Genomic DNA, 20,616 nt, shown 5'->3' on the forward strand with positions numbered 1-20,616 from the left:
CCCAACCCGGAGACGGCGCGCCGCCTTCTGGCCGAGAGCGGCTATCGCGGCGAGCCGCTCGTCCTCACCACCTCCTACGACATCGCGCCGATCGGCCGCATGGCGGAGGTGGCGGCGGAGCGGCTGAGGCGGGCCGGCTTCAACATCGACCTGCAGGTCTCGGACTGGGGCACGGTCACCACGCGGCAGCAGAACCGCAACCCGCCCTCCCAGGGCGGCTACAACCTCTTCGTCACCTACTCCTCAGGCGCCACCATGCAGTCGCCCCTGACCAACATCGGCACCAACATGGGCTGCGACCGCGCCTGGGCGGGCTGGCCCTGCGACGCGGAGGCGGAGCGGCTCCGCGGCGCAGTGGTCGAGGCGGCGGACGAGCCCGCGCGGCTGGCCGCCGTGGAGGCCCTGCATCGCCGCCTGGCGGAGGTGCAGCCCTACCGGGTGCTCGGCCAGTTCGACCAGCCCTATGCCCGGCGCGCCAACGTCTCCGGCGTGCTGGACGCGCCGGTGATGCTCTACTGGAACGTCGAGAAGCGCTGAGCCCGGGAGCCCGGGAGCCCTGCGGGACAGCGGGGCTGGGTGAAGAGGCGCATCGCCGGCCGGCTCCGTCAGCTGATCTCCAATCCCCAGGCTCTGGAGCCGTCAGGTCAGAGTTGATGGCCAGCAGGGGGTCAACTCCCCTTGTCCGCTCGCACGGCATCGTCGCCCAGGTGCTCGCAGACCAGCCGCACCGCCTGTCCGGCACCGAGGCCCCCTGCCCCAGTCCATCCGCCGTGCTGCGCATGGCAACCGAGCATGGCGCCGGCAGGACGCCCTTCGCCGGGCGGATCGGCCAACTTCGGCCCGGCATGGCGGCGGACCTGGTCATACTCGACTGGAAGGCGATCACATGGCCCCACCAGAGCGCCGACATCTCGCCGGTGGACGTGCTGGTCCAGCGCGCGAAGACCTCTGCGGTGCGCACGGTGATGAGCAACGGGGACGTCGTGTACCGGGACGGCTGCTTCACCCGCGTTGACCGCGAGGCGGTGCTCGCCGAGATAGCTAGGTGCCTCAGCCGTCCCTTGATCCCGCACGAGGAGAAGAGGCGGTCCGTGGCAGATGCCGTCCTCCCCATCGTCTCTCGCTTCTACCAGGGCTACCTTGCCTGCGATTGACCGCTCTATCTCCCTGTCCCGTGATGACCGATCACGTTGTCAGCCGATCATCGCTCCTTCCCCCTCCTCGTCCCGCTTGGGGCACGGGAATGAGGACCGTCACAGCTTCCGAGGTGAAGCGCAGGTGCTCGCGGTTGACGGCCACAGTCTCGGAGCGACGCAGCGCACCTGCAGGAGGGACGGCGCAGCAGGACACCGCGTTCAGGTCACGCCGAGCTTCTGCACCTCGGCGCGAACCAGTTCCTTGATGCGGCGCTCCAGCGCCGTGAAGGCCGGGTCACTGCGGTCTCGCGGGCGGGGCAGGTCAAGGTCGATGACCTCCTTCACGGCGCCGGGCCGTGTGGCCATCACAACGATCCGGTCGGCCAGGAAGATGCTCTCCGAGATGCTGTGGGTGACGAAGACCACCGTCTTGCGGTGCCGTTCCCAGATGGCCAGCAGCTCCTCCTGGAGCACCTCCCGGGTCTGGGCGTCCAGCGCGCCGAAGGGCTCGTCCATCAGCAGCACGGAGGGATCGTTCGCCAGGGCGCGCGCGATCGCCACGCGCTGCTTCATGCCGCCGGAGAGGTTGCCGGGATACTTGTCCTCGTGCCCGGCGAGGCCGACCAGGGCGAGGTAGCGGCGCCCGATCTCGCGCTGCTCGGCGCGGCTGCGGCCCCGCAGCATCGGCCCGAAGGCTACATTGTCCAGCGCCGTGCGCCAGGGGAACAGCGCGTATTCCTGGAACACCACGCCCCGGTCGGCGGAAGGGCCGTGCACCGGCTGCCCGTCCACCAGCACCTGCCCGGCGCTCGGCTCGGCGAAGCCGGCGATCATGTTGAGCAATGTGGACTTGCCGCAGCCCGAAGGGCCGAGCAGGCAGGTGAAGCTGTTGGGCGCGAGGTCCAGGCCCACGTCCTGAAGCGCCACGGCGTCTCCGAAGCGCTTGCTAACTCCGCGGATGCGGATCTTGGCCGTTGTCACGACATTCCCGTCCACCGGATCAGCTCCGCCCGGTCTGACGCCAGCGGAGAAGCCAGTTCTCCGCCGCGCGCAGCAGGATGTTGAAGAGGAAGCCGATCAGCCCGATCACGACGGCGCCGAGCAGCATGTTGGAGACCATGAAGAAGGTCCGGGCATCGTTGATGAGATAGCCCAACCCGGAATCGGCGGCGATGAACTCGGCGGCCACGATGACGAAGAAGGACAGGCCGAAGCCGAGCCGCAGCCCGGTGATGATCCCCGGCAGGGCCGCGGGCAGCACCACGTAGCGGAACAGCTCCGTCCGCGTGGCACCGAGGCTGGCCGCGGCGCGGAGTAGCACGGGATCGACGTGCTTGATTCCCTCCACTGTGGTGGTGAAGACAGGGAAGAAGGCGGCGTAGGCGATGAAAACGATCTTGGAGGTCTCGCCAATGCCGAACCAGAGCACCATCATCGGCAGGAAGGCGAGTGGCGGGATCGGGCGAAGCAGCTCGATCATCGGCTCCACCAGCTTCTCCAACGGGCGCCAGGTGCCGACCGCGAGGCCGACGGCGACGCCGGCGATCGCCGCGATGGCGAAGCCCTGAAGGACGCGGGACAGGCTGGCGAAGATGTCGCGCTGCAGCTCGCCGGATTCGGCGAGGTCGATGCCCGCCTTCAGCACCGCCAGCGGCGAGGGCAGAAGGATCGGGTTGAAGAACTTCCAGACATAGGCGTTGCCGAGGCTGACCGCCGTCCAGATCGCAAGGAAGAGGAGAATGGCGAGGACGCGCATGCCCCCGTTCGCGAAGGCCGCGCGCCACCGGGTGGACGGGCGCCGGGCCGCGGGAATGGCCGCGGCCGGCAGGGGTATGGCCTCGCTCACGCGCTCAGGCGCTCGGGCGCCAGCTGGCGAGGGACGGATCGACCATCTCGGCGATCCTGGTGGTGAAGCAGTCCTCCGGCGGCGGGGCGGAGGGGATGCGGTTGATGTTCATCGCCCACTCCGTCTGGAAGCGGTGGCTGGCGATCAGGCCCGGGGTGATGCCGAGGCCGTACTTGTTCGCCGTGGTCATCACCTCCAGAGCCTCATTGTCGATCCGCAGCGTGCGCTGCAGGGCGGCCATGGCGCGAGGCTTGTCGGCCGTCATCATCTCCGTCGCCTTCATCAGGCCCCGCAGCAGGGCGGCCAGGGTGTTCGGCTTCGTGTCGATCCAGCTCTGCGTCGCCATCAGGGTGGAGTGGTTGTAGAGGAGGCGATCGTTCTCCGGCTGCACCTCCGCCTTGCCACCGTTCACGAAGAGCGTGCCGCCGGTGCAGTACATGCTGCCGCCCATGGCGACGAGGCGGTAGAGGTTGGGCTGCCAGCCCAGCAGCCCGTGCACGTCCCCGCGGGAGGCGGCGACGATGCCCTCGCTCTGGTTCATGTTCACGAGGGTGATCTTCGATTGGTCGAAGCCAAAGGTCTTCGCGAGCTTGGCGAGCAGCAGCACCTGGGAGTTGCCCTGGGTGAAGGCGAGGCGCTTGCCCTCCAGTTCCCGCGGGTGAGAGAGCCTCACGTTCGGGCCGAGGGCGAAGCCCTGGGTTTCCGCGATGTCGGCCAGGGCGGAGATGGTGCGGATGGGCAGTTTCTGGCCACCGAAGACCACCTGCGTGAAGCTGCCGCCCACGCCGACCGGCGCGGCGCCGCCCCCCATGACGGTGAGGGTATCGGCGGCCGATTGCAGCCAGCGGACCGTGACGTTCAGCCCCTGCTCCTTGAACAGGCTATACTGCTCGGCGATGGCGAATTGCGCGCCCAGCTGCGGATCGCGCACCACCACGACTTCGAAGGCCGGCGTCTCGATCTCCGCCGCCCGGGCGCGGCTTGCCGCCCCCATGACGCCGAAGCCGATCCCGCCGAGCACGGCGCGACGGGTGGGAAGGGCACGGAGCATGTCGGTCATGGCCACCTCGGGGAGCAGGCTGCGGACCGGATCGGACCCGGGCCGAAGGAGAGCTGGGCAGGCGTAGCAAATTCCATGCCGATGACGCATCAAGCGGGCAGCATCGCGCCCGTGCGGCTGCGCATCAGGGGCTGGATCCGCTCGCCGAAGTCGTCCATCCCCTGCACGAAGTCGTCGAAGGTCAGCATCACCCCGGAGAGGCCGGGCACCTCCGCCATCTCGTCCAGCAGGCGCGCCACGGTGGCGTAGGAGCCGACCATCACGCCCTGGTTGGTCGGGTACTCGGCCCCCTGCTTCTTGTGGCGGTTCGGCTGGGCATAGGGGTCCTTGCTCGGGTCCGCGCCCGCCGCCTGGTCTCGCCAGGCCAGGGCCTCGCGATCCACGCCGTCGCAGTAGAGCTGCCATTTCGCCATGGCAGCCTCGTCGGTCTCGTCCGCGATGACCATGGTCATCACCAGTGCGCCGACATCCCGGCCGCTAACCTTCGTGGCTTCCACCAGCCGCGCGATGCTCGGCGCCACGCTGTGGGGCTGGTTCACGCCGAAGCCGACGCAGAAGTTGTAGTCCCCGTACTCGGCAGCGAAGCGAGTGCCGCGGTCGCTCTGGCCCGCGCAGATGATCGGCAGGCGGGCGGACGGCTTCGGCAACAGGCGGCAGTCGTCCATCGTGAAGAACTCGCCCTTGCGGTCGGAGCGGCCTTCGTCCCAGAGCTCGCGCATGATCTCCACGTACTCGGCGCAGTACTCGTACCGGCGTGCGAAGTGCGCGGAACCCGGCCAGATGCCCATCTGGCTGTACTCCGCCTCCTGCCAGCCGGAGACGATGTTCACGCCGAAACGGCCGGGCGCGATGGAATCGATGGTGACCGACATCCGCGCCGTGATCGGCGGTGGCAGGGTCAGCACGGCCACAGAGGCGAAGAGCTTGATGCGGGTGGTGACGGCCGCGAGCCCGGCCATGAGCGTGAAGCTCTCCAGCCCGTAGTCCCAGAACTGCGACGGGCCGCCGAAGCCGTGCAGCTTGATCATGGAAAGGGCAAAGTCGAAGCCGTAGCGCTCCGCGCGCTGCACGATCGCGCGGTTCAGCTCGAAGCTCGGCAGGTACTGCGGCGACGTCGTCGAGATCAGCCATCCGTTGTTGTTGATAGGAAGGAAGACGCCGACCTGCATACCGCGCTCTCCGTCATCGCTGCACGCCGGCAGTGCCCGGCCATGCCGTCCGTGCAACGCAGCAAGCCCTGTGCCATGCTCGCATCCGAGGATCGCGGGAAGGAGCCACGATGCCATTCGAGGCCCGGCCATGAGCGGAAGCGCGGAAGGTCCCGATGTCCAGGAGCGCGCCCAGATCGCCGCCGCCGGCCTGGACGCCACCTTTGCCGCCCACCCCGCCGAGGTGCTGACCGCGCTGCGCAACGTCCGCTCCATGCGGGACCGCCTGCAGCGCCCGGAAAACCCGTCGCTCGAGCCCGCCACAGTCTTCCGGACGCCGGCAGAGACGACCCCGTGACGAACCCCGTCGATCTCACCCTAGCCGGAGCGGCAGCGGCCATCGCCGCGCGCCGCCTCTCGCCGGTCGAGTACCTCGAGGCGCTCCTGGCGCGGATCGCGGAACAGGATCCGGGGCTGGACGCCTTCATCCGGATGAACGAGGCGGAAGCGCGCGACGCCGCCCGCCGGGCAGAGGCGGAGATCACGGCGCGCGGCCCCCGCACGCCGCTGCACGGCATTGCCGTGGGGATCAAGGATATCATCGACCTGGAGGGCCACCCGACGACCTGCCACTCGCGGCTGTGCCTCGACCGGGTGGCAGACGCGGATGCCCGCGTCGTGGCGATGCTGCGGGCGGCGGGTGCCCTGTTCCCCGGCAAGCTGGCGACACATGAGTTCGCGGTCGGCGGCCCGGCCTTTGACGGCCCCTTCCCGCCGGCGCGCAATCCCTGGAACCGGGATCACCATCCCGGCGGCTCCTCCTCCGGCTCCGGCGCGGCCGTCGCGGCGCGGATGCTGCCGGCGGCGCTGGGCACGGATACGGGCGGGTCCGTGCGGCACCCGGCCAGCCATTGCGGCATCGTCGGGCTGAAGCCGACCTACGGGCTGGTGTCCCGCCGCGGCGTCTTCCCGCTCGCCTTCAGCCTCGACCATGTCGGGCCGCTGACGCGTACCGTGGAGGACAGCGCCATCCTGCTGAACGCCATCGCCGGGCCGGACGCGGCCGACCCCGGCAGCGCCATGCGGCCTGCGGAGGACTATGCCCGCCTGTTGCCGGGCGGCGCGAAGGGGCTGAAGATCGGGTTCGTCCGGCACTTCCACGAGCGCGACGAGCCCGCCGAGCCCCGCATGGCCGCCGCGGTCGAGGAGGCCGCGCGCACCATGGCGCGCGAAGGCGCGGAGATCCGTGAGGTGGTCCTGCCCTCCCTTGGTGACTTCTCCGTCGTCAACCGCACGATCATGGGGGCAGAGGCCGCTTCCGTGCACGCGCGCTGGCTGCGCGAGAGGCCCGGCGGCTACGCCAACATCACGCTGCGCCGCCTGTTGCCGGGCCTGTTCATCGCCGGTGAGGACTACGTGGCCGCCCAGCGCCGCCGCGCCGCGCTGGTCGCGGCGGTGGAGGCCGCCTTCCAGGAGGTCGACCTGCTGCTCACCGCCTCCTCAATGGACCCGGCCTGCCGGATCGACGATCCGGAGGCGGTGGAACGCACCTACCCCCGCCAGGCGCGCACCGTATTCAACGTGACCGGCCATCCCGCCATCACCCTGATGTGCGGCCTGGCCGAGCCGGAGAACCTGCCCCTCGCCTTCCAGCTCGCCGGCTGGTACTTCGGGGAAGCGGAACTGCTGCGCGGTGCGGCGGCCTATGAGCGTGCGTCGCCCTGGCGGGACCGGCACCCGGACTGAGACGGTGCCCGCGCGGCCTACTGGCGCTCCACGTTCCAGAAGACCGGGATGGCGAAGGGAACAAGGCCCTTCAGGTTGGCCCGATGCGCTGAGGCAGCGGAGAACTGCCCGCCGAAGATGACGTTGACGTGGCTGTGGAACTCCGCCTGGATCTGCCCGGCAAGGTCGCGCTGCTCCTCAGGCGTGGGTGCCTCGGAGTAGCGGCGCAGCAGCTCCGTCATCTTCGGGTCGCAGTAGGAGCCGGGGTAGCCAGGCACGCAGTTGTTGCCGGTGCCGAAATTGCCGATTGGGTTGATCAGGTCGATGCCGTTCCAGATCACGGCCGCCGCGCTCCATCCGCCCTGGTCCACGGGATTCGTGTTCAGGCGGCGCTGGGCGACGGTGGCATAGTCGGAGGTTCGGAGATCCACGTTGAAGCCGGCCTTGCGAAGCTGGTCCGCCATGACGAGGGCGGTGGGGTTGAGCGTGACGGAGTCCTGCGCGTGCAGGAAGACCAGCGGCTCGTTGTTGTAGCCGGCCTCCTTCAGCAGGGCCCGCGCGCGCTCCAGGCTGGGCTCGCGAAGTGCCTCCGTGCCCGCATCCGTCGAACCGGGCGCGTTGCACATGTAGATCGACCCGCACCAGGGCAGCGTCAGGTTCTCGGGCAGGCCGAGCGAGGCCATCACCTCGGACTGGCGGATCGCCTGCTGGGCCGCGCGGCGCAGCAGCAGGTTGTTGAAGGGTGGCTGCGCGTGGTTGATCTGGAGGATCGACATGATCTGGTCCGTCCCCTGCGGGCGGGAGACGGTGATGTTGCGGTCGCGCAGCAGCGCCGGGATGAAGTCGCCCGGCACGATCTCCAGGAAGTCCACTTCCCCGGTCTGAAGGGCGGAGAGGCGCGTGGCGGCGTCGGGGATGCTGATCAGCTCCACGCGGTCGAAGCGCACCACCTTGCCGCCGGCCAGCGCGTCGGCGGGCTCGGTGCGCGGGCGGTAGCGCGGGTTGCGGTCGAAGATGGCGCGCTCGCCGGGGCGCCACTCACCCCGGCGGAAGGTGAAGGGGCCGGACCCCATCACCTCCGGCACCGGGGCACTGGCGGGCAGCGAGGCAAGGCGCGCGGGCATCATGACCGGGATCTGGTTGCCCGGGCGGCCGAGCGCCTCGACCACGAAGGCGAAGGGGCGGCTGAGGCGGATCTCGAAGCTTTTCGAGTCCACCACGCGCATCTCGGTGGTGGCGCGCATGAGCTGGGTGCCGAAGGAGTCGCGGGCGGCCCAGCGGCGGATGGAGGCGACGCAATCCTCGGCGGTCACGGGCGTGCCGTCGTGGAACTCCAGCCCGTCGCGCAGGCGGAAGGTCCAGGTCAGGCGGTCCTCGCTCACCTGCCAGCCCTCCAGCATCTGCGGCCTGTACCCGCCATGGCTGTCGAGGGAGACCAGCGTGTCGAACACCATGTAGGCGAAGACGCGCGCGGCATTGGTGGTGGTGACGATAGGGTCGAGGACCTGCAGCTCGGTATTCAGTACCGCCCGCAGGACCTGCGGCTGCGGGCGGGTTTGCGCCTGGGCCTGGGCGGCGCCCAGGGCCATCAGGCCGGGGATCAGCAGGGCGCGGGAAAGATGGCGAAGGATCGTCTCGCGGCGCGATGGCATCCGGCGGGCTCCTTTGGGGGGCAGGCGGGGTGACAGCCGCGTGGGGCGGGTTCTTCTTGGGCGGTGCCAAAGGGCCGGCGCCGCCGCCACGGCGACGCGGGCGCTACTCCGCCGCGGCGGGCGGCTGGGCCTTGCGGAGGTGGTCGTAGTTCTGGCCGCGGAACCAGGCCATGTACTCGGCCACCGTCTGCTCCGGGAAGCGAGGCGGGTTGTTCGCGTCCACGCAGGTTGGCAGGGCCTTGATGAGCGTGTCCGGGTTCGGGTGAAAGAAGTACGGGATGGCGTAGCGGGGCGTCGGCGTCGTGTTGAAGGCGCGGTGCGCGGTGGAGAGGAAGCGGCCATTCGTCCAGCGGTGCAGCACGTCGCCGGTGTTCACCACGAAGGTGTCCTCGATCACCGGGGCGTCGATCCACTCCCCCTCCTGGGTGCGGATCTGCAGGCCCGGCACCTTGTTCTGGGCGAGAAGGGTGATGAAGCTGGAATCCGTGTGCGGCGCGATGCCGTACTCGTTCGCGCTGTAGCTGGCCGAGGGGTAGTGGGTCAGCCGCAGTGAGCTGAAGGGCTGGTTACAGAGGGCGTCGAAGTAGTCCGCCGGCAGATCCAGCGCCCGCGCGTAGATCGGCAGCATGCGCTTAGCCAGCGCTTCCAGCGCGCCGAAATAGGCCAGCGCGGTCGCGCGGAACTCCGGCAGGTCCTCGGGCCAGCGGTTGGGCGAAGTCTCCGCGCCGGGTGTCTCGCGCTTGACGAAGAAGGCCTCGTTCTCATTCGGCTTGTTGCCCTGGGCGATGGTGGAGCTGCGCGTGGTGCTGCCCCGCATCGGCAGGTAGCCCTGCATGTTGGCGTCGACCTTCAGCGCCAGCTTCCGCTCCAGCGGCTGCGCGTGGAAGCGCGCGGTCTGGGCGAAGGTCGCCTCGATGAGATCGGCCGGGACGCCGTGGTTCGCGATGTAGAGGAAGCCCACCGTTTCGTTGATATGGCGGAGCTTTGCCGCGGTCTCCTCCAGGGCGCCCGGGATCCCGGCGAAGGCTGGGCCGAGGTCGAGGACGGGGATGGCGGCCGCCGTGTCGGTTCGCGAGGACATGCGGGAACTCCGTAACGATCGACAGGGAGGGAGCGTCCCGCCCGTCGCGCGCCCCGTCAAGCCAGATCTTGCGGGGCGCACTCGTCGCCGTCGGGGCGCGATGCCGGCGGGGCTACTTCATGCCGGTAATGGAGGCCGCCATGCTGCGCGGGTCCCGCATCGGCCAGCGGCCGCAATCCACCTGCACGATGAAGTCCGACACGATGCGGTTGAAGCCGTCGGGATCCTCCCGGTTGATGCCGTGTCCGCAGTTCGGCATCACCGCCAGGGCAGCGCCCGGGATGGTCTGCTTCATCAGCACGCCCGGCAGGAGGCAGGGCCAGTCCTCGTCCCCGGTCAGGACGAGGGTGGGCACGGTGAGGGCCCGCATCTCGTCCACCAGGTCGTAGAGCGAGGGCCTCTCCCGCTGCACGCCGAGTTGGGTGTTCGCGGCGCCGACCGGGTCGTGAGCGGCGAAGGCCTCCTTGAACGCGGCGAAGCCGCGGGGATCCTTGTTCTCGAACTGCACGCGGGTGGGGCCGTAGGCGTAGCGCTCCGCAAAGGCGGCCATGCCCTTCTCGCGGATGGTGCCGACGATGGCATCGGCCTCCCCACGGAACTTCTCGCGCTGCGCCGGCTCAGCGCCGTAGCCGCAGCCGCCGACCGTCAGGGACAGGGCCTTCGCCGCGTGGCGGAAGCCGAAATGCAGCGTGGCGAAGCCACCCATGGAGAGGCCGACCACGTGGGCCTTTGCGATGCCGAGATGCCCGAGCACCGCCGCGATGTCGTCCGCCGCCCGCGCCTGGGAGTAGAGGGCGGGATCGGCCGGCACGTCGGAGGGCGGGTAGCCGCGGGCGTTGTAGGCGATGGCGCGGTAGCGCTGGCCGAAGTGACGGAGCTGGGCCTCCCAGCCGTAGAGGTCGTCCGCGTACTCGTGCACGAAGATCACCGGCGTGCCGGAGCCGGTCTCCTCGTAGTAGAGCTTCACGCCGTCATCGGCTGTCGCGTGGGGCATTCATGTCACTCCGGAAGGGGGAGGGCGGCATGGGTCAGGCGGGAAGCGTGGCCGGGGATGGCGGGGCGGGGACGGCGCGGTCCGTCGCCCGCCGGCGCGCCACCTCGTCCCGCACCTCCGCCGCGATGGCGTCGTAGAGGCGCGACGGCCAGCGCGGCGGCATGCCGGTCGCGATCAGGACGAGGCGGGTGCCCGCCCCGCCCTCCGGCCAGCTGTCCAGCCACTCCGGCGGCTCGAAGACATGCTGGACCCCCTGCACCAGGGCGGGCTGCGCCGGCCGCTCCGCGATCTGCACCAGTCCCTTCGTTCGGAGCAGCCGGCCGTCCGCCTGCTCTGCCAGGGCCCGCAGAAGCAGGGCGAGGGCGGCGGCCGGCACGGGTGCGGAGGGCGCCAGCACGGCGCAGCCCAGGCCGTCCGTGTGCTGGCTGGCCACGCGCTTGCCAACCGGGCGCGGCACCAGCGGCCGCTGTCCCGCGCCGAACAGGCTGGCCGGGGATACCGCGCCCCGCGTGACGGCGATCAGGCCCGCGTGCGGATTCAGCGCGACAAGCCCTGCGCGGAGCGAGGCGCCGGGCGCGGCAAGGTCCGTCTTCGTCAGGATCAGGAGGTCAGCGAGGGAGACCTGCTGGCCCGCCTCGACATGGGCGGCGAGGGATGCCTCCCCGTGCAGCGCGTCCACCAGGGTCACGACCCCGTCCAGGCGGAAGCGGGCGCCGACCTCCGGGTCCGTCATCAGCTCCTGCAGGACCGGCGCCGGGTCGGCGAGGCCCGAGGTCTCGATCACCACGCGGTCGAAGGGCGCCTCGCCCGCGCGGCGGCGGTCGTCGAGCCGGAGCAGGGTCTGCGCCAGGTCGCCGCGCACCGCGCAGCACAGGCAGCCCGTGGACAGCCGCACCAGGTCGTCCCGGCCCGTCGCCAACAGGTCGTGGTCGATGCCGACGGAGCCCCACTCGTTCACGATCACGGCGGTGCGGGCGAAGGCCGGGTCCCGGATCATGCGCGCGACGAGGGTGGTCTTGCCGCTGCCGAGGAAGCCCGTCACGACGAGGACGGGCGTCGCGCCGGCGGGCGGCGCATCGGAAGGTCCGGGCGGCCCTGCCTGGGGCTGCGGATGGTCCGTCGCGTCCGCGCGCTCCGCCGCACCGATCCGGAGCGGCTGCCTTGCCTGGGGTAGCCCGAGGGCTCGACGGAGGGAGGCCAGGAGCCCGACAACGGAAAGGTTGGGCCTGGGCGGTCGCGCCGGCCCGCCCGGCGCCGCCGCTTCCAGGAACCAGCGGACCGGATTATCCGCGGCTTCGGCGGGAAGAACGCGCGCGCTCCGCCCCTCCGCCGAGGTCACGACCAGGGCGCCGTCCCGCCACTCGGCCCCGCCCGCGACGCCCCAGAGCGCCAGGGTGTCGAGGACGATGGCGCGCAGCGCCGCCGGCGCGACAGCCATCACACGGGCCCCGCCAGGATTTCGCCGGCCACGCGGCGCGCCAGCCACTGCCCATCGCCGGGGTTGCCGTGGAAGCGGCCATCCTCCACGACGACCTTGCCGCGCAGCATCGTCAGGCAGGGCCAGGCATCCACCTGGTGGCCTTCCCAGGGCGTGTAGTCGGTCTCATGCAGGTCCTCGTTGCGGATGGTCCGCCGCAGGGCGGGATCGAGGATGGTGACATCCGCATCGGCCCCGGCGATGAGCGCGCCCTTGCGCGGGTACAGGCCCATGATGCGCGCCGCGTTGGAGGAAACGAGGTCCACGAAGCGCTCTAGCGTGTAGCCGCGCTTGCCGACCATTTCCGTGTACATCAGCGACACCCGCGGCTCGACGGCCGAGTTGCCGCCTGTCACGTCGTCGATACGGCGGCCCTGGGTCTTGGCGGCGAGGCTGCAGCACAGCTCGTCCGTCGCGATCGCACCGATGGAGCCGTCCAGCGTGCCGGCCCAGAGCGCGGCCTGGTCGGCCGGCGACTTCAGCGAGGGATAGGTGTGGTAGATCTGCCCGTTCGGCCGGCGGTAGTCGTCGCTGTTGTAGAGCATGTACTGGTGCAGGCTCTCGCCGTAGATCGGGAACCCCCGCCGGCGGGAGGCGCGGATCGCCTGCACCCCTGTCGCCGCGCTGACATGCATCATGTACAGCGCCGTCCCGGGCACGCTCTCCGCCAGCCGGATGATGCGGTTGAAGGACAGGTCCTCGGACAGGCTGTTGTGCACCTCGGCCATGTTCTCGAAGCCGGTGCGGCCCTCGCGGATCAGCTTGCCGTACATGTGCATGACGATGTCGTTGTCCTCGGCGTGGATCACGCCGAGGCCGCCCTCCGCCGCCAGGACCTGGAACACCTCCCAGATGTCGCCGAAATCCACCATCCGGCCGCGACGGCTCGGCGTGATGTCCGTGGTGAAGATCTTCACCGTGGCGTAGCCGGCCTGGATCGCCTCCGCCAGTTCCGCCGGCATGTCCGGCCGCAGGTCGCCCTCCACCATCATGTGGTAGGCGTAGTCGCAGTGGCACGCGCCCTTCCAGTCGGCGTCGCGCAGCGCGATCGAGGCCTGCACCGTGTCCGTCAGCCCGACGCGGGCGAAGTCGATGAGGGTGGTGGTGCCGCCGAACAGGGCGGCGCGGCTGACCACCGCGGGCGGCTCGGTGAGGGCGGAGACGCTGCCATCGGGCGCCGGCATGGGCCAGGCGCAGTGGACGTGCGGGTCGATGCCGCCGGGCATGACGATCTTGCCGGTGGCGTCGATCAGCCGGGCGTCCCCGGGCAGGTCCAGCGCCCCGGGTGCCGTCACCGCCGCGATCTTGCCGCCCGCGATGTGCAGGTCGAAGGCGCCGGTGCCCGTGGGGGTCACCACCCGGTCGCCGCGGATGACCGTCTCAATCATGCAAAGGCTCCTGCCGTGGCGGAGAGGACGGGGGTGCCGCCGTCACGCCAGCGCCGCCGCGGTGAAGGCTTCATCGACAAGCCCTTCGAAGCCAGGGCTCCGGCGGATGGCGCCGGCCGAGAGCATCGCCGTCTCCAGCCGCTCTAGCGCTTCGGGCGGGAAGCGCGGATCGGTGGTCCAGATCCCGAGGGCGCGGTAGCGCCGCAGGCTGCGCTCCAGCAGATCGCGGTCAAGCTCTGGGAAGAAGGGCGCGATCGTCTCCGCGATCTCCGGCACCGGGGCGGCGGCGAACCAGGCGAGCGTGTCGCGCAGCCCGCGGATCACGGCGGCGAACTCGTCTCTCAGCGCCGTGATGCGGTCCGTGCGCGCGTAGAAAGCGGTGTAGGAGGTGGGGCCGCGCGAGGCCGCGGCGTGCCACACATGGCCGCCGCCATCCCGCTCAAGCGCGCTGACGAAGGGCTCGAAGAGCTGTGCGACGTCGATCCGCCCCTTTTCCAGCTCCACGACGTTCTCGGCCATGCTGCGGTCCGTGACGCGCGCCACGCGATCGGGGTCGAGGCCCGCGCGGCGGATGTCGTCCTGCAGGGTCCACCAGGGCGTCGGCACCTCGCTGACGCTGCCGAGCCGCAGCGTCGCGAGATCGGCAAGATGGAAGTCCGGATTCGCATCCCGGCCGACGAGGAAGAAGGGATCGCCCATCACCACGGCGCCGAAGAGGCGCAGAGGGCAGTCATGGTCGGCATCATGCGCGAGGAGCAGGCGCATGGGACCGCCCCAGCCGAAATCGGCGTCGCCGGAGAGAACGATGTCCTTCACCGCCGCCGGCTGGTCCCCGGGCAGCAGCCGCACATCCACGCCCGCCTTCGCGTAAGCACCGCGCGCGAGGGCGGCGTAGAAGGGCGCGTAGAAGACGGCGCGAAAGGGTTCCCGCAAGGTGATCGGCCGCATCGGTTTTCCCTTGTTCTGCGCGCAGAATGGCAAGAATCTTGCGGTGCCACAACCAGCCGCGAAGCGCTGCAACGCGGGAATGCGCGGCCGTCCTGCGCATTGTTTCGCCTCTCTGATGCGGATTGCTGAAGGATGTCTCCTGTCATGCTGGATCGACGCCGCCTTCTCGCCCTTGCTGCCGGATCAGGACTCGTGCCGCGCATCGCGGCCGCGCAGAATGGCTTCCCGTCCCGCCCAATCCGCATGATCGTTCCCGTCGGTGTTGGTGGCGTCACCGATGTTGTCGGCCGCATCGTCGCGGACGGCATGACCGCGGCGCTGGGCCAATCCGTGTTGGTGGAGAACGTGGCGGGGGCCGGCAGCACCGTAGGGGCGGCAGCATTCGAGCGCACCGCGCCGGACGGCTACACGATCTTCATGGCCACCAACAATCACGCGGTCATGCAGCGCATGTACCCAAACTTCCCGCAGGACCCGGTGGCGGATTTCGTGCCGCTGGCGCTGGTGGGGCGGCAGCCCTTCATCCTGGCCGCGCACCCGGGCGTGCCGGCGCGCGACGTGCCGGAGCTGCTGGCCTGGCTTCGGCAGAAGGGCGACGCGGCGGATTACGGCGCCACGAACCCCGGCGCCACGAACCACTTGGCCGGCGAGCTCCTGAAGCAGCTCGCCGCGCTCTCCTTCACGGTGGTGCCCTACCGCACGGCCGCCAACGCCGTGACGGATCTCGTGGCGGGTCGCGTGCAGTTCACCATTGACAGCCCGACGATGCTGATCCCGCTCATTCGCGAGGGCAAGTTGCGTGGGCTGGCCGTGAGCTCGACCGAGCCGTCGGAGCTCGCGCCGGGATTGCCTAGCCTCGCCGGCGCCGGGGTCGCGGGGTACGACATGACGGCCTGGCAGGTGCTCTATGCCCGGCCCGGAACGCCGGATGGTGTCCTGGCCGTGCTGCGCGACGCCGCGGCGCGCAGCCTTCGCGACCCCGGCCTGCGGGCCAGGCTTCTGCAGGTCGGCGTTGAGACCTGGCCCGACAGCTCGCCCGCGGCGGCGGACCGGCACGTTCGCGCGGAGGTGGAGCGCTGGTCGCCGATCGTGGCGCGCATCAACCCGGGCCGCTAGCGCCCCGTCCGCTCAATCCGCTTTCGCCCCGGAGCGGCGCACGACTTCGGACCAGCGCTCCAGCTCGGCCGCGATGAAGCGGCCGAACCCGTCCGGGTCGCTTCCGATCGCCTCGACGCCGAGCGAGGCGAGGCGCGCTTCGAGGGTCGGGAGCAACAGGGCGGCTCGCACAGCGTCGCGAAGCGTCTCGATGATCGCGCCATCCGTTCCGGCCGGCGCGAGCAAGCCCTGCCAGACCGTTACGTCGAAGCCGGGCAGGCCGGATTCCGCGATCGTCGGCACCTCCGGCAGCGCGGGCGCCCGCGCCCGGCCGCTCACGGCCAGGGCGCGCAGCCGGCCGGCCGCGATATGCGGCGCGGCGGACAGGATGTTGTCGAACCCCGCCACGATGCGTCCGCCCATCAGGTCCGTCAGCATGGCCGAGCTGCCCCGATAGGGCACGTGCACCATGTCGAGCCCGAGGGACTGCTTGATCAGCTCCATGCCGAGATGGCCGGCGGAGCCGTTACCGGCCGAGCCGTAGGAGACCCGCCCGGGTTCGGCACGGGCGCGCGCGACCAGGGCCTTGAACCCGCCCTCGGGCAGGGCCGGCCCGGCCACGAGCACGTAGGAGGCGCTGGTGAGGAGCGAGACCGGGCGGAAATCCGCCACGGGGTCGAACGGCACGCGCCCGAAGAGGAAGGGGTTGATGACGTGGTTCGGACCGATCAGCAGCAACGTGTAGCCGTCGGCCGGGGCGCGTGCGACGAGCTCCGTCCCGATATTGCCGGAGCCGCCCGGCCGGTTGTCCACCACGAAGCCCTGCCCCATGGCCGCCGCGAGTCCCTCGGCCACCGATCGCGCCACGAGGTCCGCGCCGCCGCCGGCCGGGAAGGGAACGACGATCCGGACCGGGCGCGACGGGTAGCCTGGCTGGGCCCGGGCGGCGCGGGCGACCAGGGCCGGCGCGATCATCGCCAGCGCGGCGCGCCGGGTGGGGCGCCCGGTTGTCACGGCGTGCGGCCGGCGCCGGTCCGCAGCACCGGCTCCCACTTGGCCATCTCCGCCGTGATGTAGGAGATGGCCGTCGCCGGCGAGTTGTCCGTGAAGGGCTCCACCCCCACCTCGGCGAAGCGCGCGCGCGTCGCGGGATCGGCCATCACCTGCGCCAGCGCCGCGGCGAGCCGGGCCATGATCGGCCCCGGCGTGCCGGCCGGCGCGTAGAGCGCCTGCCAGGAGGTGGCGTCGTAGCCCTCCACCCCGGCCTCCTGCAGAGTCGGCAGTTCTGGCAGCATCGCTGAGCGCTCCCGCGACGTCACGGCGAGACCCCGGACCCCGCCGTCACGCATCAGCGGCGCGAGCAGGGTCTGGCTGTCGATCATCATGTCCACCCGCCCCGCCAGCAGGTCTGTCACGGCGGCCGGCGTGCCGCGGTAGGAGACCACGGTGAAGCCCACCCCGGCCCGCGCCTTCAGCAGCTCGCCCGAGAGGTGGGAGCCGGCGCCCACACCCGTTGTGCCGAAATTCGCGTCACCGCCCTTGCTGCGGAGCCAGGCCAGCAGCGAGCCCACGTCCCGCGCGGGCACGGAAGGATGCACGGCGAGCACGAAGGGCTGCTTCCCGATCAGGCCGACCGGCGCGAAGTCGCGGAGGGGATCGAAGGGGAAGTCGGGAAAGAGCACCCGCGTCACCGCGTGGCCGGTGCCGTTGACCAGCAGCGTGTGCCCGTCCGGCGCCGCGCGCGCCACGGTGGCGGAGCCGATCGTGCCGCCGGCCCCGCCCTGGTTCTCCACCGGCATCGGGCGCCCCAGCACGCCCTGCATCCGGTCGGTCACGGTGCGGGCGACCACGTCGATGATCCCGCCGGGCGCGAAGGGCACCACCACGCGCAGCGGGCGTGACGGGAAGTCGCCCTGCGCGCGCGCGGCAGGGGCGGCGAGAGCGAGGGATGCGGCGGCCGCGGAGCGGTGCAGGAGGGACCGGCGACAGATCATGGAGAGCACTCCCTCGCGGTGTCGGGCGCGGACGCGGCCCGAGGTTCCACCCTCGACACGTTCCGGGCAAGTCATGCAATCCCTGCGCCATGATGAAGGCGCGCCGGGGCTGTGCAGCGCACGGCACCCGGGCCTAGTCTCGCGCCGCTCCGCGCGAGAGGACCCATGTCGCCGATCATCCTGAACGAGCCGTTCCGCGCCGTCTTCTACGCCCCCTACTACGTCGCGGAGGCGCGCGGCGCCTTCGCGCGCCAGGGCCTCGCGCTGCGGATAGAGACGGCGGGCGATCCGAACGCCGCCGCCGGCAACCTGCTGTCCGGCCGCGCGGACGTGGCCTGGAGCGGTCCGATGCGCCCGATGCTGGAGCGCAGCCGCGATCCGGCCAGTCCGCTGCGGACCTTCTGCGCGGTCGTGATGCGCGATCCCTTCCTCCTCGTCGGCCGTGGCGAGCGGCCCGGCTTCCGGATCGAGGATCTCGCGACGCTCCGGATCGGCGTCACCGCTGAGGTTCCCACCCCCTGGTGGTGCCTGCAGGACGATATCCGCCGCGCCGGGCTGCGGCCCGAGGCGCTGGACCTCGTGCAGGGGCGGAGCATGGCGGAGAACGCGGAGGCGGTGCTGGACGGCGAAATCGACGTCGCGCTGCTCTTCGAGCCCTTTGCCAGCCGGATGGAGGCGCGCGGTGGGGCCGTGTGGTACGCGGCGGCGAATCGCGGCCCCACCGCCTACAGCGCGCTCTATGCCGCCGCGCCGCGGATCGAGGAGCGCCGCGACGCGATGCTCGGCATGGTGCGCGCCCTGGCGGAGGCGCTGGACTGGGTCGAGGGCGCCGCGCCGGAGGCGATCGCCGAGGCCATCGCCCCGCGCTTCGCCGATCTCGACCCGTCGATCCTCCTGGGCAGCGTGCGCCGCTACAAGGGGCTCGGCCTCTGGTCGACGACGCCCGTCCTTCCGCGGGAGGCGCTGGACCGCCTGGCCGGGGCCATGATCTCGTCCGGCGCCATGACGCACCATCCCGGCTACGAGTCCTGCATCGACCACGCGCTCGTGCGCGATGCGCTGGGTGCCGGCCGGGTCGGCGATCCGTGAGGCGCCTGGCGACGAGGAGGCCGGGCCTGGACCCGGAGAGCGCCCGACCCGCCCCATGACGCGCCCCCTGGCCGGCCTTCCCGATTTCTCGGCGCGGGAGCTGCAGGCGGTGGTGCTCGTCGCCCGCTATTTCAGCTTCATTGCCGCCGCCTCCGAACTGCGCCTGTCCCAGCCCGGCCTGTCCCGCATCATTCGCAAGGTGGAGGATGGGCTGGGCACGGAGCTGTTCCGCCGCACCACCCGCCAGGTCACGCTGACGGCCGCCGGCGCGCAGTTCGTGCCTATCGCGGAGCGGCTGCTCCAGGACCTGACCGCAGGGGTGGAGGTGGTGCGTGGCCTGCGCGACGAGGCACGCGGGCAGGTGGCCATCGGCTGCCCCATGTCCGTGGCCCAGTCCAGCCTCATCGGCATCCTGCTGGAGTACCGCAAGCGGCACCCGCAGGTGACCTTGGTGGTGCATGAGGGCCTGCAGAGCCTGATCCGGGAGGAGATCCTGAACGGGATCCTCGATTTCGGCATCGGCTTCATCCGCCAGCCGATCGACGACCTGCTGGTGGAGCCGCTGCACGACGGCAGCTTCCACGTGGCGTTCCACCGCGATCATCCCTTCGCGCAGCGCGAGAGCATCCCGCTGCTCGACCTGCGCGACGAGGTGCTGATCTCCATGCCCCCATCGGCCAACCTGCGGCAGATCTTCGACGGCGCGGCGGCCAGCGGCGGCTTCCGGCTGAACCATGCCATCACCGTCAACACCTATGCCACGCTCTACGCCCTTGTCAGCGCGCGGGCCGGGATCGCGATCCTTCCGGATCCCGGCGTCCCGCCGCCGGACGATGCGGTGCTGCTGTCCCGACCTATCGACGCGCCGCGCGTCGCCTCCCGGCTATCGGTGATGAGCCTGAAATCCCGCATCATGTCGCCCGCCGCCCAGCGGCTGAAGGAACTCGTGGTGGAGTACTTCCGGGATAAGCGGGGCTGACGGGCTAGTCCATCCGGATACCCATTGTCCGCACGATATCCTGATAGCCGGCGACCTCCGCCCGGATGAAGGCGGCGAACTCGCCCGGGGTGTTCGACGCCACCTCCAGCCCGAGGCCGAGGAGCCTCTCGCGGATCTGGGGCAGCGCGATGGCCGCGCCGGCGTGGCGCGCCAGCGTGTCGACCACGGCGCTCTCCATCCCGGCAGGGCCGACGAGGCCGATCCATCCGCGCGAGACGTAGCCGGGAAGTCCGGATTCCGCGACGGTCGGCAGCTCTGGCAGCCGCGTCACCCTCGCCGGCATGGTCACGGCGAGGGCGCGGAGCTGTCCGGCGGCGATCGGCTCCATCGCCGTGGGGATGGTCTCGAACATCAGCTGCACCTGGCCCGCGATCAGGTCGTTCAGCGCGGGCGCCCCGCCGCGATAGGGCACGTGGACGATCTCGACGCCGGCCATCCGACGGAACATCTCCGCCGCGATGTGCTGGGAGGATCCGGGGCCGGCCGTGCCGTAGTTCAGCTGCCCTGGCCGCGCCTTCGCGAGGGCGATCAGCTCGGCGATCGTCCTGGCCGGGACGGAGGGGTGCACCACGACGACGTTCGGCTGCAGCCCGACCAGCCGGACCGGGGCGAAGTCGCGCGTGGGATCGTAGGGCAGGTTGCGGAACAGCGCCGCATTCGCCGCGAGGGAGGAGGCGCTGCCCATGAGCAGCGTGTAGCCGTCCGGCGGCGCCTTGGCGACGAAATCCGCGCCGACATTGCCGCTCGCGCCGGGCCGGTTCTCCACGACGACGGGCTGGCCGAGGGATCGTGCCATCTCCCCGGCCATGATGCGGGCGACCACGTCGATGCTGCCACCCGCCGCGAAGGCCACGACCATGCGGATGGGCCGCGCGGGATAGGCCTCGGCCGCGCGGAGCGGCCGGGTCAGGGGAAGCAGGGCCGGGGAGAGCAGGACCGCGGCCGGCCAGGCGAGGAGACCGCGGCGTCGGATGACAGGCATG

At 71.0% G+C, this 20,616-nt stretch carries 20 protein-coding genes; 7 read left to right on the plus strand and 13 right to left on the minus strand.

Annotated elements, in window-relative coordinates:
* Together NRP21_RS16940 and NRP21_RS16945 are read left to right on the plus strand one after the other, a co-directional pair.
* The coding region (locus NRP21_RS16940) for an ABC transporter substrate-binding protein (protein ID WP_332844181.1) at window positions 1-537 on the plus strand (537 nt) is incomplete at its 5' end.
* A 116-nt stretch (window positions 538-653) separates the two neighbouring features.
* The gene (locus tag NRP21_RS16945) at window positions 654-1,154 is read left to right on the plus strand and encodes an amidohydrolase family protein (protein ID WP_257717409.1); all 501 of its coding nucleotides are present in this window, start codon (window positions 654-656) and stop codon (window positions 1,152-1,154) included.
* 201 nt (window positions 1,155-1,355) lie between these two features.
* Here NRP21_RS16945 and NRP21_RS16950 read toward each other — a convergent pair whose 3' ends face one another.
* From NRP21_RS16950 to rutA, 4 genes are all read right to left on the minus strand, one after another.
* Window positions 1,356-2,117, minus strand: a complete 762-nt coding sequence (locus NRP21_RS16950) for an ABC transporter ATP-binding protein (RefSeq protein WP_257717410.1) — start codon at window positions 2,115-2,117, stop codon at window positions 1,356-1,358.
* A gap of 19 nt (window positions 2,118-2,136) precedes the next feature.
* Complete coding sequence (locus tag NRP21_RS16955) at window positions 2,137-2,982, minus strand: ABC transporter permease (RefSeq protein WP_257717411.1); 846 nt, start codon at window positions 2,980-2,982, stop codon at window positions 2,137-2,139.
* 4 nt (window positions 2,983-2,986) lie between these two features.
* Window positions 2,987-4,042 (minus strand): ABC transporter substrate-binding protein, encoded by a 1,056-nt coding sequence (locus NRP21_RS16960; RefSeq protein ID WP_257717412.1) that lies wholly within the window; start codon window positions 4,040-4,042, stop codon window positions 2,987-2,989.
* An 89-nt stretch (window positions 4,043-4,131) separates the two neighbouring features.
* Window positions 4,132-5,211, minus strand: coding sequence for a pyrimidine utilization protein A (gene rutA, locus NRP21_RS16965; protein WP_257717413.1), 1,080 nt, complete (start codon window positions 5,209-5,211; stop codon window positions 4,132-4,134).
* A gap of 130 nt (window positions 5,212-5,341) precedes the next feature.
* On the opposite strand from rutA, the gene NRP21_RS16970 reads away from it, so the two are divergent.
* Window positions 5,342-5,548 carry a hypothetical protein gene (locus NRP21_RS16970; RefSeq protein ID WP_257717414.1) on the plus strand — a complete coding sequence of 69 codons (207 nt, stop codon included), beginning with the start codon at window positions 5,342-5,344 and terminating at the stop codon, window positions 5,546-5,548.
* The gene (locus NRP21_RS16975; protein WP_257717415.1) at window positions 5,545-6,936 is read left to right on the plus strand and encodes an amidase; all 1,392 of its coding nucleotides are present in this window, start codon (window positions 5,545-5,547) and stop codon (window positions 6,934-6,936) included. Before NRP21_RS16970 ends, NRP21_RS16975 begins: the two co-directional genes overlap by 4 nt.
* 17 nt (window positions 6,937-6,953) lie before the next feature.
* On the opposite strand, the gene NRP21_RS16980 is transcribed toward NRP21_RS16975, so the two are convergent.
* The 6 genes from NRP21_RS16980 to NRP21_RS17005 all read right to left on the minus strand — a co-directional run bounded on the left by NRP21_RS16980 (window position 6,954) and on the right by NRP21_RS17005 (window position 14,455).
* A complete protein-coding gene (locus NRP21_RS16980) occupies window positions 6,954-8,567 on the minus strand; it encodes an ABC transporter substrate-binding protein (protein WP_257717416.1) in 1,614 nt (537 codons plus the stop codon).
* 103 nt (window positions 8,568-8,670) lie between these two features.
* Window positions 8,671-9,648, minus strand: a complete 978-nt coding sequence (locus tag NRP21_RS16985) for an isopenicillin N synthase family dioxygenase (RefSeq protein WP_257717417.1) — start codon at window positions 9,646-9,648, stop codon at window positions 8,671-8,673.
* 112 nt (window positions 9,649-9,760) lie between these two features.
* Window positions 9,761-10,642, minus strand: coding sequence for an alpha/beta fold hydrolase (locus NRP21_RS16990; RefSeq protein WP_257717418.1), 882 nt, complete (start codon window positions 10,640-10,642; stop codon window positions 9,761-9,763).
* Window positions 10,643-10,676: 34 nt separating this feature from the next.
* Window positions 10,677-12,080, minus strand: coding sequence for a CobW family GTP-binding protein (locus tag NRP21_RS16995; RefSeq protein WP_257717419.1), 1,404 nt, complete (start codon window positions 12,078-12,080; stop codon window positions 10,677-10,679).
* A complete protein-coding gene (locus tag NRP21_RS17000; protein ID WP_257717420.1) occupies window positions 12,080-13,507 on the minus strand; it encodes an amidohydrolase family protein in 1,428 nt (475 codons plus the stop codon). The genes NRP21_RS16995 and NRP21_RS17000 overlap by 1 nt, the downstream gene beginning before the upstream one ends.
* 42 nt (window positions 13,508-13,549) lie before the next feature.
* Window positions 13,550-14,455 (minus strand): ABC transporter substrate-binding protein, encoded by a 906-nt coding sequence (locus NRP21_RS17005; protein ID WP_257717421.1) that lies wholly within the window; start codon window positions 14,453-14,455, stop codon window positions 13,550-13,552.
* A 144-nt stretch (window positions 14,456-14,599) separates the two neighbouring features.
* Here NRP21_RS17005 and NRP21_RS17010 point away from each other — a divergent pair, with 144 nt between their 5' ends.
* On the plus strand, window positions 14,600-15,571 hold the full coding sequence (locus tag NRP21_RS17010) for a Bug family tripartite tricarboxylate transporter substrate binding protein (protein WP_257717422.1): 972 nt from the start codon (window positions 14,600-14,602) through the stop codon (window positions 15,569-15,571).
* A gap of 12 nt (window positions 15,572-15,583) precedes the next feature.
* On the opposite strand, the gene NRP21_RS17015 is transcribed toward NRP21_RS17010, so the two are convergent.
* Both NRP21_RS17015 and NRP21_RS17020 read right to left on the minus strand, forming a co-directional pair.
* The gene (locus NRP21_RS17015) at window positions 15,584-16,564 is read right to left on the minus strand and encodes a Bug family tripartite tricarboxylate transporter substrate binding protein (protein ID WP_257717423.1); all 981 of its coding nucleotides are present in this window, start codon (window positions 16,562-16,564) and stop codon (window positions 15,584-15,586) included.
* The gene (locus tag NRP21_RS17020) at window positions 16,561-17,544 is read right to left on the minus strand and encodes a Bug family tripartite tricarboxylate transporter substrate binding protein (RefSeq protein WP_257717424.1); all 984 of its coding nucleotides are present in this window, start codon (window positions 17,542-17,544) and stop codon (window positions 16,561-16,563) included. The genes NRP21_RS17015 and NRP21_RS17020 overlap by 4 nt, the downstream gene beginning before the upstream one ends.
* A gap of 165 nt (window positions 17,545-17,709) precedes the next feature.
* Between NRP21_RS17020 and NRP21_RS17025 the strand changes: the two genes are divergently transcribed.
* Together NRP21_RS17025 and NRP21_RS17030 are read left to right on the plus strand one after the other, a co-directional pair.
* A complete protein-coding gene (locus tag NRP21_RS17025) occupies window positions 17,710-18,633 on the plus strand; it encodes an ABC transporter substrate-binding protein (RefSeq protein ID WP_257717425.1) in 924 nt (307 codons plus the stop codon).
* A gap of 55 nt (window positions 18,634-18,688) precedes the next feature.
* Entirely contained in the window at window positions 18,689-19,612 is a 924-nt protein-coding gene (locus NRP21_RS17030; protein WP_257717426.1) for a LysR family transcriptional regulator, read from the plus strand.
* A 4-nt stretch (window positions 19,613-19,616) separates the two neighbouring features.
* Here NRP21_RS17030 and NRP21_RS17035 read toward each other — a convergent pair whose 3' ends face one another.
* A complete protein-coding gene (locus NRP21_RS17035) occupies window positions 19,617-20,615 on the minus strand; it encodes a Bug family tripartite tricarboxylate transporter substrate binding protein (RefSeq protein WP_257717427.1) in 999 nt (332 codons plus the stop codon).
* Between the last annotated feature and the right edge of the window lies 1 nt (window position 20,616).

The sequence above is a fragment of the Roseomonas populi genome (assembly GCF_024594815.1).
In the GTDB taxonomy this organism is placed as follows: domain Bacteria; phylum Pseudomonadota; class Alphaproteobacteria; order Acetobacterales; family Acetobacteraceae; genus Roseomonas; species Roseomonas populi.